This window comes from Rhizobium leguminosarum bv. viciae (assembly GCF_012276115.1).
GTDB classification, from domain to species: Bacteria; Pseudomonadota; Alphaproteobacteria; order Rhizobiales; family Rhizobiaceae; genus Rhizobium; species Rhizobium leguminosarum_T.
Genome location: NZ_WIEU01000009.1, coordinates 137,209 through 153,749 on the forward strand (window position 1 = coordinate 137,209; position 16,541 = coordinate 153,749).

Here is a 16,541-nt window from a genome sequence, read left to right on the forward strand (position 1 = left end):
GCTAAGCGGATTGCGGGTTCGCCTCCTTCGCCTCGCGAAGAAGGACAGACATGTCGGGGATGCCATCAGTGGCCGTCGCACCCTTAAGGCAACGCGCGGCTGCGGCATGGGCGACGGCGCAGATCTGCTCGACCGGCCAGTTCTCATGCAGTCCGTAGAGCACGGCGGCACAGAAGGCGTCTCCTGCGCCGACGGTACTGACGATGTCATCGGGATCGACAGGTCGTGACCGCGTGATGATCGGGGAAGCGCCTGATGCAAACCAGAAGCAGGTTTCCGGCGCATGAATGATCGCGCCCTTGGGGACGCCCGCCGCAAGCAGGCGCTCGCCTGCTTCCAAAAGCCCCGCCTCGATCAAATCTCCCTTCGCATCGCGAACGATAACGCCAGTTGCCCGCCCCGCCTCCATCTCGTTGATGATCAGGAAATCGCAGAAGGGCAGAGCGACGCCGACCTTCTTCGCAAATTCCGGGTCTTCGCTCGATACGAAATCCACACAGGTCGTCAGCCCGGAGCGTCGCGCCGCTTCCAGCAGGCGCGACGCTCCCGAACGGCCGTCAGGGCCAATGCGGTCGAGACCCGGCAACAGCATGAGATAACCGAGATAGAACAGCCGATAGCCGGCCTTGGCGAAGGCTGTGGGTAAGACAAGCTTGTCCGTGACGGCATCGTTGGCGCCGCCATGGTAGAAGAAGGTCCGGTTCTGGCCGGGCACATTCATGACATGCGTATGCGCCGTCACCCGGTCGGCAAGCGCCGTCAGCCCACCGACATCGACACCGGCAAGTGCAAGGCGGGCCTTGACGATCTCTCCGTCCTGATCGGCGCCGATGCATCCCGCTGCCGCCAGCTTTCCCGGAAACCCAAGCGAGGCCAGATCGGTGACGACATTGGCCGCGCCGCCCCCCACGCCCAGATCCTGGTGCAGTATATGCGCGAGATTGCCCTGTTCTGGCCAATAGGACAGGGTGTGGACGCGATCGACGATGAAGTTTCCGGCGCAAACGATGCCGCCCTGCTTCCGACTGTCGCGATCGTGAACCCCCTCCCCGGCTCGCATCAGCTCACTCCTTCGTTCCACAAGGGTCTCAGCGGCGGCTCGTCTTCCTCGATCGCGGCAAAGCGTGCGATCGGCTCCAGAAAGAAATTGTCGCTGTTGTCGTCGTTGACCTGGCTGACCTCGCCGACAAGGACAGGTCCGCCGCCTTTCCTGCCGTAGAAGCGATGGTAAAGCCCGGTGCGGATCGTCACGCTCTGGCCAGGCTGGAGGATCAGCGACTCCCATGCAGCGAGGCGGTGCGGCAGGCCGTCTACCGGCACCGTCACATCCTCCGTCAGCACATTGCCATCGGCATCGGTTGCGGCGAATTCGATGACGAGATCACCACCGGCGCGATTGATGATGTCTTCCATCTTCGCCGCATGACGGTGCATCGGCGTGACCTGCCCTTCGCCAACGAAGAGCAGCTTTTCGGCATAGGTCCGCTCACCCCGGATATCGACGATGCCATTGCGCAGGCAGAACAACACCAGACCGCATTCGGCGAAGCGGTTCGAGTCGAAGTCGGTGACATCCCAACCCAGCTGATGGGCGCGCAAATAGGCCAATGCCTCGGGATGAGCGGCAAAATCCGCCGCCGTCCAGGAGCCCCATGCCGGCAGGGACCAGTGCCAGCGCTCGAGGGCCTCGGTTGCCCGCAGCAACGCGGCATTGATCTCGGAGCGCTTCATCAGGCTGACGCCCCGTCATACGCGACCGGTACCACGACGTCCTCGCGGCCGGATTTGAGGGCTGCCGTCAGGACCGCATGATGCGCCTGCGCCTCGGCCGGCGTCGCGCAGCCGAAACCGTTGGCATTTCCTCCGGCAAGCTCATCGACGAAGGCCGCCCACATCTGCTGTATGGCGTCGGCAAAACCGAATTCGAAGATCTTGCCTGTAATGGCCGGAAACAGCGAGCCATAGCCGAGATCCTCGGTGCTCCAGGCCTGCGCACCGCCATTATAATCCATCCACTGCCACTGGCGCGGCGACTTCGTGCTGAAGAATGCGCTCTTCTTCATGCCGAGAACGCGGATGTACCAGGTGTTGGATTCGCCGGGCGCGATGCGCCAGGTTTTCAGCACCATCGGGAAATCCTGATCCCTGGTGCGCACGCGGCTGCTGATTGTGGCATTGTCCCAGGTGGTGCAGGGCAGCATGCCGCCCTTGCCGTCCGGACGTTCGGTGACCTTCTTGACCAATTGCGCATGCAGGGTGGTCGGGCGCCAGCCGAGACGCAGCGGCACGTGCAGCACATGCATGCCGAGATCACCCATGCAGCCATAGTCGCCATTGATATCGGCCATGCGCTTCCAGTTGATCGGCTTCTGCCGGTCGATATCCGAAGAGTGCAGGAAACCCGCCTCGACTTCGATTATATCCCCCATCTCGCCGCTTTTTGCGAGCGCGATGACCTTCTGCGCGCCGGGGAAGAAAGGCATTTCCGACGAGCAGCGGACCAGACGTTCGGGATGCTCGGCGAGAACAGCCATGATCTCTCGGTTCTGCGCGGCGTCCATGCCGAAGGGCTTTTCACCGAGAAGATGCTTTCCGGCCTTCAGGATGTCGATGTAGAATTGCTGGTGCAGCACATGCGGGACAGCGCAATAGACCGCATCGACCTCGGGATTGGCCAGAAGCTCCTTATAATCGGCGGTGAACTGCCGAACGGTCGGCACATGATCCCTGAACCAGTCGAGCAGCGTCGCGTTGGTATCACAGACGGCGACGATTTCCGGTCGCGCCTTCACATCGGCCAGATGCAGCCAGCGCGCCGCAGCACTCGCGAACTCGCGCCCCATCAGACCGCAGCCGATGACGCCGAAGCGGAATATTTTCGTCATGACATGTCCTCCCAGACGCGCGTCAGCCAATATGCAGCGAGGCTTGCTCGACGGAAGCCTTGTCATGGACGATCGCCATCAAGGCCCGCGTCATGCCGGCGGGATTTTGATGTTGAATGACGTTGCGGCCATAAACGATGCCACGGGCGCCCTGCTCCATCAACTGCTTGGTGCGGATCAGGATTTCCTGATCCGAAACGCGACCGCCGCCGCGCACGAGCACCGGCAGGCCTTGGGCGATCTCGACCACGCGGTGATATTCCTCGACATTGTCGCAGGGATCGGCCTTGATGATATCGGCGCCGAGTTCGGCCGCCTGGCGCACGAGCGGCAGGATCTTGTCGATCGCACCATCGACCATGTAGGCGCCTTTGGAATTGTCCTGCATGACGAGCGGCTCGACCATCAGCGGCATGCCGTAGATTTCGCATTCGCGCTTCAGGCTGTTCACATTGCGCACGCAGGCGCGATAGACGTCCGGCTGGTCCGGCAGCATCAAAAGATTGACGACGACACAGGCAGCATCCAATGCAACGCCCTGCTCCACCGCCCTGTCGATCATTTCGGAAAACAGCTGAGACGGCAGGGGATTGCCATAGATGTTGGCGATGTCGGTGCGCAGCACCAGTGCCGGGCGATGTTTGCCGGGGATCGCCTGCAGAAGGGGTGCCGTCCCCGGCGGAAGCTGAATGGCATCCGGGCCCGCATCCGCGATCACCTCGATGGCCGTCTTCATATTCTCGATGCCGGCGAGGAAGGTCCGTTCATTGAACATGCCGTGATCGATAGCAACGTCAAAACAATTTCCAGACACGCCGAAAAGTCGGTTCAACCGCGCGGATTTCATCAAACTTCCTCCCAATATGGTAACGTTTCCACATTTGGATAAACGCAGCAGAAATGCGAGTCAAGATAATGTGGTAACGTTTCCATACTGGTTTCCAGGTGTGAACGAGCTGCCGCTCGCACCTCGTCCGGGACCGACTACCAGCAGGTGAACCCAGCATCGACGTTGACGATCGCCCCGGTCATGAGGCTGGCCGCGTCCGAGGCGAGGAAGAGGACCGCGCTGGCAACCTCCTCCGGCGTTCCCATTCTTCCCATCGGCGTGTCGGCGAGCCAGAGCGGGATACGCTCCCGATTGGCTTCGACGGCCACCACCATCGGCGTCTCGATGTAGGTGGGGGCGACGGCGTTTACCCTGATGCCGTGGTGTGCCCACTCGGCGGCCAACGAACGCGTGAGGTGATGGACTGCCGCCTTAGAGACGTTATAGGCGGTCTGAGGTTGAGGCCGGTTGCAGATGTGCCCCGACATCGAACCGAGGTTCACGATGGCGCCGCGTTTCATCGAAATCATCGAACGACCGAAGGCGCGCGAGCACCAGAAGACGCCGTTGAGATTGACGTCCATCATGCGCAACCAATCGGCGTCGGTGAGATCCTGCGCCGGGATGCCGCTCTGGCCAATTCCGGCATTGTTCACCAGGATGGTCGCCGGCCGGCCGCTATCGGCGAGCTCAGCCGCGATCGCGTCCATTCGGGCCGCGTCGGTGACGTCCCCGACCCGGACTTCGATGTCGTAGCCTCTGTCCCGGAGAGCCAACGCCTGCTCGGCATCGGCCTCGCTGCGTTCGATGACGACGACGGCGGCGCCCGCCTCCGCCAGCGCCTCGGTGCAGCAGAGACCGATCGCACGCCCTCCGCCTGTGACCACCGCCCGTTCGCCGTCGAGGCGAAATTTCTGCTGGTAACTCATGTTCTGCTCCTTCAGATGTCAAAGGCGCTTGGAAGCACCACGATGTCGCGGATGGTGACGTTGCGCGGCCGGGTCAGCATGAAGATGATCGCGTCGGCGACTTCCTTGGGCTCGATCAAAGCTCCGGCCTCCTTCGCCTTGCGAAGGTTTTCCTCCGGCCAATCTGCAAGCAAAGCGCTGATCACCGGCCCCGGAGAAACCGACCCCACGCGAATGCCGTTTTTCAGAAGCTGGCGCCGCATCGTCTGGACAAAACACGTCATCGCCCACTTCGATGACGAATAGACCGGTTCCCATGGAATCGCCGAATGTCCGGCAACGGAGCTGGTGACGACAATGTCGCCGGTGCCACGTTCGATCATGTGCGGAATGACATTTCGAACGTTCTTGATGACCACATTGACGTTGAGATTGAGCATCCGATCGATGGTATCGAGGTCGGTTTCCATCAGGTCGCCGCCGATATAGGTCCCCGCATTGGCATGCAGGATGTCGAGTTTGCCCGTCTTCGACAGGATGCCCTCGAGCAATCCCGCGCACTGGTGCGGATCCAGCAAGTTGAGCACCAGCGGAACAGCGCGCTCGCCAAGCCTGGCACAAACAGTCTCAAGGGCCTTCTCATCGCGGTCCACCAGCACGACCGTCGCGCCAGCGGCGAGCATTGCCTCCGTCGAAGCGAGCCCTATTCCGGACGCAGCACCGGTGACCGCCGCGATCTTCCCATTCAATTCCGTCATCGATTTTCCTCCTGTCTTGATGCTGATTGTTAATTCTTCCCGACGCCGCAGGCGGCGTGATAGTCCGAGAGACTCTTCGTCACTCTCCAGATCAAAACCTGTTCCGGATCGAGCGGCGCATCTGCGAAGCCGTGCGCGGCCGGCATATGCTGCCAAAGCAGGGGCAGCGGTATGGATTGCCCTCGAAGGGCCTCGCACAGGTGCCGGACGGCACCTCGTGCTTCAGCCGACGCCCAATAATAGCGGATACGGTCAGACAGCGAGTAATGCCGCAGCCAGCGCATCTCGGCGTTTGTGCCGTGGTAGTGGCGGCTCCAGTTGCCCGGCTGATCGAGCATCAGCGCTTCCATCGCGGCATAGAGCGGACGCTGGCCGTAATCGGGCAAGAGGTCCGAAGCGATCGCATCCAGCGCGTAGAGCGCTTCGCGCAGGACGAAGGTCAGTTCGGGACCGACTTTCAGAATGGGAAAGCCGTCCTCCACCAGCGCGGTCAAAGGCCGGGTTCCCTGATAGTCCGTCGAGTGCGCCTCGAAGACGAACTGCGGCTCCTCGGTGAGCACCGATTTCAGCGCGTCTATCTTGCTGCGGTCGTACAGGATGACATTCTGATTGCCGAACTCTACGCCCGGCTGAACGACGAGACCGATGGCCCGTCCAAATGCTTGGCCGAGTCCGGCCTCCGTAAAGATCCGGCGGTGGACTTCGATCGTCTTCAGCGCCGCTGAGGCGGCCGTCGGTTCGATGGTTGTCAGGGCATGATCGGCCCCGCCTGGCGGCGGCACTTCGGTGCCGATGACGTAAACCGGCATTGCGCCGCCGGCCCTCTTCGCCGAGGCCTCGGCGACCGCTGCAAGCCGGGCGGCGCGATGGGCAGTGGTTTCGTCGTCGAGCGCCACCGGCTCGCCCTTGCAGCCCATCGAGGCATCGAGGTGAATCTTGCGAAACCCCGCATCGACATAAGCGGCAACCATCGTCTCCGCCTCGGCCATGGCCTCTTCGGCCGGGCGGTCGCGCCAAGGATTGGGGCCGAGGTGATCGCCGCCGAAAATGATGAGATTTTCGGGGCACCCCTCTTCGACTGCTATTTTGCGGACGAGGGACGCGAAGTCGCTTGGCGTCATTCCGGTGTAGCCGCCGAGGTGGTTGACCTGGTTGCAGGTCGCTTCGATCAGGACGGTGCTTGCCTGTTGCCGCCCGTGTCGGAGTGCTGCTCGAAGCACGATGGGATGGGCCGAGCATACAGAGGTCACGCCTCTCGGGTGGCCTTCGATCCTCAGCCTGGCCAGTTCGTTGAGATGCACCTGCATCACGGACGCCTTTCCGTTGAAGCGATAAACGCATCGAGTTCCTGACGGGTGCCGGCGCCCTCCATCGGACCCAGGACCGTCACGTTGCGGGCGCCGGCGGCCGAGGCATAGGTCAGAGCTTGCTGCGGAGACATTCCGAGCCGCCGGCAGGTGAGATAGGCACCGCCGAAGCAGTCGCCGGCGCCGGTGGGGTCGACCTCTTGAACGACAAATGCTCGTTCGTCGATGCGGTCCCCTTGCCTGCCGAAATAGGTCGCGCCCTCGGCTCCGCGCTTCAGCACGATCTCCTTGACGCCCACCTCGAACAAGCGGCGGATCGCGTCTGCCTCTCCTTCGACACCTGCGGCACGCTCAAGCTCCTCTCCGGACGGCAGAAGCAGATCGGCGGCAGCGACAAGCTTGGAAAAGCGGCGCTCGGTGTCCTCGTCCAGCTTCAATTCCTTGCGAATGTTCGGATCCACCGAGAGCGTTCCCCCGCGCGCCCTGACGATGTCGACCGCCTTGTCGATCACCGCGCGCGCACTGGGGACAGATAGAGCGGAACCCATCACGTGAAGATGGCCGCTCCGATTGATAAGATCGCCGACCGTTTGAGACCAGCCGAAGCGCGCAGCTGCTGATGTGGCGATGTTGTAGACGAAATCCCGGGAGCCATCCTTGCGGTAGCGGACAAAAGCGCTTCCCGTGGGATAATCCGGATCGATCGAGATCGTCGAAACGTCGACGCCGTCGCGTTTGAGGCGATCGGTATTGACACGGCCGAAATCGTCATCGCCGACTGCGCCGACCATTGCCGCCTTGCCGCCGAGGCGGCCGCATTGCGAGATGAAGATCGCCGGCGCTCCGCTCGCAAACGGACCGACGAGCGGCTGGGCTTCGAGAAACCCGTCTCCGACCGTCGTGGCGACGATCTCGACGAGGATCTCCCCTACGCAAACGGTGGGACCAAGCGGGTCCGGAGCCAGTACTAAAGTCATTTGCAATCCTGCTTTCGATCGTTCTTGTCATCAACTCGTCGCCGACTGGATCGGCGCACCGTCCTCGCCGCCGAATTCCTCGCTCTCCAATGATAGAAAGCGCTGGTGCAACATGCACGCCGCCCCGAAGGCGGAACCGAACTCCGCATTATCGTCCACGACGATGTCAGGCGTGGGGAAAGGTATACTCTGGCCCTCCGACATGTGGACCGCCACGCGGGCGGCCACCATCGGGTAGAGAGATGCCACGGAGCCACCCAGCACAATCCTGTCGGGGTCGAGCAGACGACAGGCCTGCAGCAATGCATATGCGAGATGGCGCGACCAAGTTTCGGCGATATTGACCGCGGCCGGGACACGGTCGTGAACGTCGCCAAGGAATTCCTGCAGATCGACGTGCTTACGTCCAATAGCCTCGCGATACTGCCTGATCAGCACTTCTCGACCGATCAGTTGTTCAAACTTCTGACCGCCGCTTCCCGGCACCAGGGTGTGGCCGATTTCTCCCGCCAGGCCGTGGCCGCCCCGGAACAGCTTGCCATCGATCATGATGCCGCCGCCGACGCCGGTTTCCATCAGCAGGAACAAGGTCACGCCTGAGACGCCGTGACGATAGCTGTCGCCGATCGCAAACGCGTTGGCATCGTTTTCAACCGCGATCGGGACGGCGGCCGGGAAGGCGGATCGGCCGATCTCCTTCAACGACACCTCTCGCCAGCCGATGATGGGTGCGAGGGTGACGATTCCGTCCGGCCGGATGTGGGCCGGCGCCGATATGCCGAGACCCTTGCACCGTCCGATCATCCCCTTCGCCATCGCGCCGATGATCAGCTCGACACCCCGCGCCACGGCCTCCTCCACAGTCGACGACATGGTGTCGAACGCGATTTTCCGACATGCCCGAACTTCGGCGGAGAGATCGACAACTGCTGCCGATATATGCTCGACGCCAATCTCTATCCCGACGAAGAATGCGGCATCGGGGACCAGTTCGAGCATAATACCAGGACGCCCGGCACGGGAATGCTCCACGCGCTGCTTGCCGCTCTCGTCCGACTCCTGAACGAACCCGCCTTCCGTCAGTTCGGCGACGATCTCTCCCGAGGATGAGCGATTCATCCCGAGCTTGCGGGCGAGATCCGCCCGGCTGAGGCTTCGGTGGGCATAGATCGTCTGCAAGGCGGCGACGATATTGTTCTGCCGGATCCTGCGCGGCGAGCTTCCGATGGAGACGGTGTCGTTCATATTTCAATTCCCTTCAGTCGGCCCAACCCTTACACGACTGGAACAGGCTGTCAGAGGGATAATCAGGGCCGCGCGTTTGTGGCGCGGCGGCGCTTGGCCTCGTCATATTTCAGCTCGATGTAGCGCTTCGCGTGCGCCGCAAGCGGATCATTATCCTCCCAGGTGTCGCGCCAGATCGCGCAGGCGAGCGACAGGCCTTCATCCACGACCGTCGTCGAGAAGCTTTCGAACACGATGTCGCGCTTGTAGTCGATGTCGAGCAGAGCGTCGAAGATCAGATCGAAGTTGATAACGCCGTCGCCGAGGTAACCGCGGTTGCTCTCGCCGATGTGGAAGTAACCGATCTTGTCGCCGGCCAGGCGGATCGCGGCGGCCGGATTGGCTTCCTCGATATTCATATGGAACGTGTCGAGGTGGAGACGGACATGCTCCGATCCGGTCTCGGCGATGAACTTCAACCCCTGCGCCGCCGTATTCAGCAGGTTGGTCTCGAACCGGTTGACAATCTCCAGGACGAGGTCGACGTTCGCTTGTCTCGCGACTTCCGCAGTCGCGGCGATCGCGGCGACGCTGTTGTCCCAGCCTTTCTTCGTCGGCTGGCGATTGTATTTGGTGTGCGCCGAATAGAGAATTCCGCCGAGCTTGTTGCCGCCGATATCGCGGACCGCACGAACGGCGTCGGCCAGCGTCTGCTTGCCGGCGGACACAGCAGACATGTCCTCGCTCGATACGTCCCTGTCGAGCGGCAGACCCATCGTCACGCCAATCTCCACGTCAAGCGACTGCGCAAGCTTTGCCAATCGATCGAGATTGAATTTCTCGGGGCGGAGATAGGCAAATTCGATGGTGCGATATCCGTGTTCGGCCGTCTTGTTGAGGGCCATCTCCAGCCCTTCCTGCGTTTGGCCGCCTGTCCATACAAATGAATGGATACCCAATCGACGCATAGCCTTTTCCTCCAAAAAATGCCTTTGGCTGCGGACAGTGCTATGCCATTTAGTTTGGCAAGACAACAAATAATTTTGTCGGCAATTTTTGTGCTGCTTTGCAAAATTACCTTGCGATGCAATATATTACGCTCCTTGCGATTTGCATCGCACCCTCTGCCGGAATTTAGTTTCTGCAAAAATCAATGGGATAGATCAACGATTTGCATGTTTAGACAACAAATGTTGCGTCGTTAGTTTTTTTGGCCTACACAAAGGACCGGCGAAATGATCTCGCTGCACTTTGGGAGGATTGAAAATGAACTATGCTTTGAAGGCTAGCGCGCTTGCGCTGACGCTCAGCCTCGCCGCCACTGCTTCGCCGGCCTGGGCTGATTTCTGGTCCGACGCCGGCGCCAAATTCAAAGGCGTGACACTGCACGGCGTCACCGAAAGCACCCCGCCATCGAACTACATTAGAAACGTGCTCGCTCCGGAATTCGAAAAAAAGACCGGCATCAAGGTCGACATCGAGACGACGTCCTGGGATCAGATGTACGACAAGGCCATCAAGGACATGGAAGCCAAGACCGGCATCTATGACATGGTCTACATCGAGCAGGACATCATCTACTCCTATCTGGCCAGGAATTTCCTCGTCGACATCACGAAGACGCTGAAAGAACAGCCTGATCTGAAGGCGCCGACCTACGACGACGCCAATTTCACCAGCTTTGCCGACTACTTCAAGGACTCGAGCGGCGATCTCTTCGGCGTTCCGATGGAAGCCTTCCTGAAGGCGTATCTCTATCGCAAGGACCTCTTCGACGATCCGAAGATCAAGGAAGCCTTCAAGAAGGAAACCGGCAAGGACCTGAAGCCGGCGACCACACACGCGGAATACACCGAGATCGCCGAATTCTTCACGAAGTACGGCAAGGACAACGGCATGGAGCTCTGGGGCACGACCGCTCAGGCACATACAGGCCATCCGGCGTCCTGGTATGAATTCTTCGAGTCCATCGTGCCGACCTTCGGCGTCTACAATTGGGGCATCGACGCCAAGAACAACTATGCGGCGACGGTCGAACATGGCGGCGCGATGAACAGCGACAAGGCGAAGGCAGCGTTGAAGTACTGGCTGCACCTGCGCGACATCGCTCCTCCGGAATCGACGCAGTCAACCTGGACGGAAACTGCAACGACCTTCGCAGCCGGCCGTGTCGCCCAGGGACTGATCTACGGTGAGAACGGCGCCTGGATCGCAAGCGATCCGGCGCAGTCGAAGGTAGTCGGCCAGGTCGGTTTCGCTCTGCCGCCGCTCGAGCCGGGCGTGCTGGACGACGCGAAAGCCGGAAAGGGCTATATCGGCTATTACGATGGCGGTGCCTTCGGCGTGCCGGTCACGTCCAAGAACAAGGAAGCGTCACTGCTGTTCCTCGAATTCATCGGCCAGAACGAAGTGCAGCCCGATTGGGCCATCGCCGCACCGCGCATCACCAATGCGGCGACGTTCGACGATCCGCAGGTGAAGGAGATGGACGTCAAGCTCGGTGGCTTCTACACGATGCTGAAGGACGACGGCAAGCTCTTCGCCGGCGCTCCCGCCTACCCTTTCCATGCGCAGGTGCGTGAAGCGACCGCTCCTATCTTCTACGACATCCTGACCGGCAACATCGGGCCCGATGAGGGCCTCGACCAGATGGCGGCCAAGGCCGAAGAAGAACTCACCTCGCTTGGCTATCGCAAATAAAACATCCTCCCCAACTTGACGGGTCGTTCCGACGACCCGTCATCTTCCGTTCCCAGATGGGCCGGACATCCACATAGTGTTCAATGGGGGATAGGCGATGCATTCGCAGAAGCTCGGGTGGCTGTTGCTGTCACCGACTATAGTGATCCTCGGACTGTTCGGGATATTTCCGTTCATCTATGTCCTCTGGGTCTCTTTCCATTCATGGAACCCGTTCGCGGCCAACCCCGGCATGGTCTTCAACTGGGCTGAGAACTATCGGCGGCTCGTCTTCGACCCGCAGTTCCTGGCATCGCTCGGCATAACCCTGGCATTCGTTTTCTTCGCGGTCGTGTCGGAACTGGTCCTCGGCTATATCCTCGCCCAGGCGCTGCTCAAGGACTTTCCCGGAAAAGCGGTGTTTCGCACGATCCATACTCTGCCGCTGATCATGGCGCCGATCATCGTCGGCTCGGTCTGGAAGCTGATGACCACCCCGTCGATCGGCATCATTCCCTATCTTCTTAGGAGCTGGTTCGGCTACGATCTGAATATCGGCCAGAGCGCGGTTGCTGCCTTCACGGTCACTGTCGTCATGGACATCTGGCACTGGACACCGCTCGTCACCCTATCGCTGATCGCCGCACTCGTCTCGCTTCCGTCAGACCCGTTCGAGCAGGCGCAGATCGACGGCGCCGGCAAGAGCCAGATCTTCTGGCACATAACGCTGCCCCTGATCCGCCCGGCCCTGCTCGCCACGGTGTTCATCAGGCTGATGGACGCACTGCGCACCGTCGACGAAGTCCTGATGCTGACCGGCGGCGGCCCGGGCTCGTCGACGCGCTACATCGGCGTCCATATCTTCAGGGAAGTCTTTCCCAAGACGAATTACGGCTACGGTTCGGCGATCTCCGTCATCGTCCTCTATCTCACCATCGTCGTCTGCTGGCTGCTCTACGTCGGCCTGATTGCACCCCGCGTGAAGAGAGGTTGAAGCGATGAAGACCAAAAATCCCTGGCTTCCGGTCCTCCTGTGGACCTTGATAAGCTTCGTCACCCTGTTCCCGATCTATTGGCTCTTCGTCATATCGGTGAAACAGCCGTTCGACCTGTTTTCGACGCCTGATGTCATTCTCCGGAGCTTCTTCTGGAAGAATTACCAGGATGTGCTGACCAATCCGACCTTGCGCGGATACATGCTCAACTCGCTGATCATTTCGTCAGGCAACGCGCTGCTCGTCACGACGCTCGGCTTCCTTGCCTGCTACGCCCTGACGCGCTTCGACCTCGCCGGCAAGGAAAGCATCTTCTTCTGGACGATTACCAACCGCATGGCGCCGCCGGCCGTCTTCCTGCTGCCGCTTTTCCTGCTTTTGACGCAGGTCTACAGAATTGGCGACTTCTCGCTCGCCGATTCCAAGCTGGGCATGATCCTGGTCTATTGCTCCTTCAACCTACCCTTCGCCATCTGGACGCTGCGCCCGACGGTGGAAGGCATTCCGAAGGAATTGGACGAAGCGGCCTATATGGACGGCGCGAGCCCATGGACGGTGCTCTATGATATCATCTTTCCTTTGGCACGGCCCGGACTTGCGGTGACGCTGATCCTGACTTGGGTATTTGCGTGGAACGAATACCTGCTGGCGGCGACACTCACCAACTTCCATGCGCGGACACTCACCACCGGCCTGTCGGAATATGTGACCACGACGGGGACGGCCTGGGGCATCATGGCCGCGATCTCCATGCTGACCTTGGTTCCGGCGCTCATCGTCTTTTCAGTGGTGCAGCGTCACATCGTCGCCGGCCTGACCTTCGGCGCCGTGAAAGGATGAAACGATGACGTCCCAATCAGAAAATAACGAACCTAAGCCAGGCTTCCTGCCGATCGAAACGAACTGGTTCGACCGGCTCTTCATCTCGATCGTGATCTGGGTCGCGCTCTCGCTGTTCTGGATGCGGTTCATCGAACCGTTCGGGCTTTCCGTATGGTTCGCGGCGGCAATCTCGGCAGTCCTTGGCGCCTATATCGTCTGGAAGGGATGAGATGATGAATTCCGTCAACGACATCAAAACAAAAACCGCGCTGCTGTAGGGGGAACGACATTGGCAAACGTACAGGTTAGCGACGTCACCAAGAAATATGGCTCTCTTCAGGTCATGCATGGCGTCAGCGTCGACATCGAGGACGGCGAATTCGTCGTGCTGGTCGGTCCATCCGGCTGTGGCAAGTCCACCCTGCTCCGGATGATCGCCGGACTGGAGACGGTCAGCAGCGGAGACATCCGGATCGGCAGCCGTGTCGTCACCAACGCTCCCCCGAAGGAGCGTGACATCGCGATGGTGTTTCAGAGCTACGCGCTTTATCCCCACAAGACCGTTGCCGAGAATATGGGCTTTCCGCTGAAAATGGCCAAGCGTCCAAAGGCGGAGATCGCCGAGAAGGTCGGCAGGGCTGCCGAGATCCTCGATCTGACGCGTTATCTCGACCGCTATCCGAAGCAGCTGTCGGGCGGACAGCGTCAACGCGTGGCAATGGGCCGTGCCATCGTCCGCGATCCGCAGGTCTTCCTGTTCGACGAGCCGTTGTCGAACCTCGACGCCAAACTCCGGGTGACCATGCGCGTCGAGATCAAGGAGCTTCACCAGCGGCTGAAGACCACAACCGTCTACGTCACGCACGATCAGATCGAGGCGATGACGATGGCCAACAAGATCGTGGTGATGCGCGACGGCAGGGTCGAGCAGATCGGCAAGCCGCTCGATCTCTACGACTTCCCCGTCAACCTCTTCGTCGCCGGCTTCATCGGCAGCCCATCGATGAACTTCCTTCAGGGCCGCATAGCCACCCGCGACGGCAGGAAGATCGTCGTCACCGACCAGGGCATCGCCCTTCCGATGGCGGATACAAATGCAGATGAAGGAAGAGCCGTTACCTACGGCATCCGACCGGAGCATATCACGATCGGCGAAGAAGGCGTTCCGGTCGAGGTATCGGTGTTCGAGCCGACGGGTTCGGAGACATTGATCTTCGGCCGCACGGGAGGCGTGCCGATCGACGCCTTGATCCGCGAGCGTATCGAGGTCGACCCCGGACGGACGATGTACTTCCACATCGATCCGCGACGTGCGCATATTTTCGATCGGGAAACAGGCCAGAGACTTTAGGAGATCGACCCATGGAGTTCAAAGGAAAGACGGTGATCGTGACCGGCGCCGGCAAAGGCATCGGACGCGAAATTGTAAAGATGCTTGTCGAACGGGGTGCGCAGGTCGTCGCCCTGACCCGCAGCGGCGCCGACGTCGAAGCGCTGCGAGGGGAATTCGGCTGCCGGGCAATCCAGGTCGATCTCGCCGATGCCGATGCGACCAGAGAGGTGGCAATCGCTGCCCTTCCCGCAGATTTCCTTGTCAACTGCGCCGGCACGACCGAGCTTCAGCCATTCCTGGAGACAACCGTCGAAGCATTCGATCGTCTCGTCGCGGTCAACACGCGTGCTCCGATGATCGTCGCTCAGGAATATGCCCGCTCGCTGATCAAGGAGGGCCGTCCAGGCGCCATCGTCAATGTCTCGTCGGTCGCATCCTTCGTCGGCATCCCCGACCACGCTGCCTATTGTGCATCGAAGGGTGGATTGGATGGCTTGACGCGGGTCATGGCAAAGGAGCTCGCGCCGCACGGCATCCGCGCCAACGGCGTCCACCCAACGGTGACGTTGACGCCAATGGCGGTGAAGGCATGGAGCGATCCCGAAAAGGCTGCGGGGATGATGAAGCGAATTCCCGTCGGTCGCTTCGCCGAGCCGGCAGACATTGCCGAGGTTGTTCTTTTCCTGCTCTCAGACCAGGCTGCCATGGTGAACGGCATATCGATGCCGGTGGACGGCGGTTACATGATTGCCTGATGTCTACAGCGCCGGGCCTTTTTCCTGCGAGCAAAGGATCGAACAGACACAACATGTTGTGCAATCCAATGGCACGCTGAGAAGATCTCGGGCAATAGAGAAGTATCTGTCGTTTATGCTCTACAACAGGATGGCGTCCGAAAACCGCTTACACTTTTCGGCATCATGCTCTAAGCGTGCGCACCTCCTCGATGTATCTTATCGCGTCGCCGACCGTTGAGATCTTATCGGCCTTCTCATCGTCGACATCGAGGCCGAATTCCTCCTCGATGGCTAGGACAATCTCGACCACTCCGAGAGAGTCGGCGCCCAGATCGTCGATTAAACTGGAATTTTCCAAAACCAATTCAGATGGGACATCGAGATAATAGGCGATGATGGCCTTAACTCGCTGACTAACAGCATTCATGTGAGACGTCCTTTTAGAGATGGTTCCGCGCGAATGGCCGCGCATGGAGCGACTGGAATGGCGGAAAAAAGCCAGGAGGAAACCGCGAAGCATCGGTTAGACGAAACCTTTACGGCCATGCCGGAAGGATAGTGAGAAGACGATGGCGACAATGGATACTGGCAAACTTGCCGCTGTTCGATGGGCTTCGCCTCGCCGACGGCCAGTATCTGCAGACTGCCATAAGCGTCATCGCTTCAGCACCCAAACGGTCCTGCCGTTCTGCGAAGCCTCGATGCCGCCTTTCGTCCGGGTCAGCTCAAGGCATTTTTCGCCATCACCGGCTTTGGGCGTTATGCAAATTCCATCGGGAACCGCTCTCCATGTCGGATGGATGCTTGCCAGACCGTCGCTGATCGTTCCGCCGCCGTCCGGTCGAAACACGAGAATATTGGAAGCCCGCCGTTTCACAACGAGCATTTCCCATGGCTTGCCATCGGCGATAACGCTTGCCAGCGGCTCGTCGGCTCGGACGGGTTGGCTGGCCAGAACGACAAGGGTGGCGATCAATGGGATGAGCGACGCTTGAATAGAGCGGTCCCTGGGCAGGCACGCGACGGACATAAGAATTCCTTTCCCATCACAGGTCTATTCCACGATGGAATGCAGACGGCGTCTATT

Annotated in this window: 18 protein-coding genes; 6 read left to right on the plus strand and 12 right to left on the minus strand. The window is 60.3% G+C overall.

Annotated elements, in window-relative coordinates; all coding sequences use genetic code 11:
• Window position 1: 1 nt before the first annotated feature.
• From GFM02_RS17745 to GFM02_RS17790, 10 genes are all read right to left on the minus strand, one after another.
• Window positions 2–1,060: a carbohydrate kinase family protein gene (locus GFM02_RS17745; RefSeq protein WP_168322315.1), complete on the minus strand. Its 1,059-nt coding sequence runs from the start codon at window positions 1,058–1,060 to the stop codon at window positions 2–4.
• Complete coding sequence (locus tag GFM02_RS17750; protein ID WP_168322316.1) at window positions 1,060–1,731, minus strand: D-lyxose/D-mannose family sugar isomerase; 672 nt, start codon at window positions 1,729–1,731, stop codon at window positions 1,060–1,062. The genes GFM02_RS17745 and GFM02_RS17750 overlap by 1 nt, the downstream gene beginning before the upstream one ends.
• The gene (locus GFM02_RS17755; RefSeq protein ID WP_168269099.1) at window positions 1,731–2,885 is read right to left on the minus strand and encodes a Gfo/Idh/MocA family protein; all 1,155 of its coding nucleotides are present in this window, start codon (window positions 2,883–2,885) and stop codon (window positions 1,731–1,733) included. Before GFM02_RS17755 ends, GFM02_RS17750 begins: the two co-directional genes overlap by 1 nt.
• A gap of 22 nt (window positions 2,886–2,907) precedes the next feature.
• Window positions 2,908–3,732 (minus strand): class I fructose-bisphosphate aldolase, encoded by an 825-nt coding sequence (locus GFM02_RS17760; protein ID WP_020048431.1) that lies wholly within the window; start codon window positions 3,730–3,732, stop codon window positions 2,908–2,910.
• 137 nt (window positions 3,733–3,869) lie between these two features.
• Complete coding sequence (locus GFM02_RS17765; RefSeq protein WP_168269102.1) at window positions 3,870–4,643, minus strand: SDR family NAD(P)-dependent oxidoreductase; 774 nt, start codon at window positions 4,641–4,643, stop codon at window positions 3,870–3,872.
• 11 nt (window positions 4,644–4,654) lie between these two features.
• Window positions 4,655–5,380: an SDR family oxidoreductase gene (locus tag GFM02_RS17770; protein WP_168269104.1), complete on the minus strand. Its 726-nt coding sequence runs from the start codon at window positions 5,378–5,380 to the stop codon at window positions 4,655–4,657.
• 29 nt (window positions 5,381–5,409) lie between these two features.
• A complete protein-coding gene (locus GFM02_RS17775) occupies window positions 5,410–6,687 on the minus strand; it encodes a D-tagatose-bisphosphate aldolase, class II, non-catalytic subunit (RefSeq protein WP_168322365.1) in 1,278 nt (425 codons plus the stop codon).
• Window positions 6,687–7,664, minus strand: a complete 978-nt coding sequence (locus GFM02_RS17780) for a tagatose kinase (RefSeq protein ID WP_168269106.1) — start codon at window positions 7,662–7,664, stop codon at window positions 6,687–6,689. The genes GFM02_RS17775 and GFM02_RS17780 overlap by 1 nt, the downstream gene beginning before the upstream one ends.
• Before the next feature lie 30 nt (window positions 7,665–7,694).
• The gene (locus GFM02_RS17785; RefSeq protein WP_168322317.1) at window positions 7,695–8,909 is read right to left on the minus strand and encodes an ROK family transcriptional regulator; all 1,215 of its coding nucleotides are present in this window, start codon (window positions 8,907–8,909) and stop codon (window positions 7,695–7,697) included.
• A gap of 62 nt (window positions 8,910–8,971) precedes the next feature.
• Entirely contained in the window at window positions 8,972–9,856 is an 885-nt protein-coding gene (locus GFM02_RS17790) for a sugar phosphate isomerase/epimerase family protein (protein WP_020048426.1), read from the minus strand.
• 298 nt (window positions 9,857–10,154) lie between these two features.
• Here GFM02_RS17790 and GFM02_RS17795 point away from each other — a divergent pair, with 298 nt between their 5' ends.
• The 6 genes from GFM02_RS17795 (at window position 10,155) to GFM02_RS17820 (ending at window position 15,472) form a co-directional block, all read left to right on the plus strand.
• A complete protein-coding gene (locus tag GFM02_RS17795) occupies window positions 10,155–11,588 on the plus strand; it encodes an extracellular solute-binding protein (protein ID WP_168269112.1) in 1,434 nt (477 codons plus the stop codon).
• 97 nt (window positions 11,589–11,685) lie between these two features.
• Window positions 11,686–12,561 carry a carbohydrate ABC transporter permease gene (locus GFM02_RS17800; RefSeq protein WP_168269114.1) on the plus strand — a complete coding sequence of 292 codons (876 nt, stop codon included), beginning with the start codon at window positions 11,686–11,688 and terminating at the stop codon, window positions 12,559–12,561.
• Between the two features lie 4 nt (window positions 12,562–12,565).
• Complete coding sequence (locus GFM02_RS17805) at window positions 12,566–13,402, plus strand: carbohydrate ABC transporter permease (protein ID WP_018447077.1); 837 nt, start codon at window positions 12,566–12,568, stop codon at window positions 13,400–13,402.
• 4 nt (window positions 13,403–13,406) lie between these two features.
• Window positions 13,407–13,613, plus strand: a complete 207-nt coding sequence (locus GFM02_RS17810) for a DUF2160 family membrane protein (protein ID WP_003545406.1) — start codon at window positions 13,407–13,409, stop codon at window positions 13,611–13,613.
• 60 nt (window positions 13,614–13,673) lie between these two features.
• A complete protein-coding gene (locus GFM02_RS17815) occupies window positions 13,674–14,735 on the plus strand; it encodes an ABC transporter ATP-binding protein (protein ID WP_020048422.1) in 1,062 nt (353 codons plus the stop codon).
• An 11-nt stretch (window positions 14,736–14,746) separates the two neighbouring features.
• On the plus strand, window positions 14,747–15,472 hold the full coding sequence (locus GFM02_RS17820) for an SDR family oxidoreductase (protein ID WP_168322318.1): 726 nt from the start codon (window positions 14,747–14,749) through the stop codon (window positions 15,470–15,472).
• Window positions 15,473–15,635: 163 nt separating this feature from the next.
• Here the strand turns inward: GFM02_RS17820 and acpP are convergent, their stop codons facing one another.
• Window positions 15,636–15,881, minus strand: a complete 246-nt coding sequence (gene acpP / locus GFM02_RS17825; RefSeq protein ID WP_020048420.1) for an acyl carrier protein — start codon at window positions 15,879–15,881, stop codon at window positions 15,636–15,638.
• A gap of 228 nt (window positions 15,882–16,109) precedes the next feature.
• Window positions 16,110–16,484: a hypothetical protein gene (locus GFM02_RS17830; protein ID WP_168322319.1), complete on the minus strand. Its 375-nt coding sequence runs from the start codon at window positions 16,482–16,484 to the stop codon at window positions 16,110–16,112.
• Window positions 16,485–16,541: the final 57 nt, after the last annotated feature.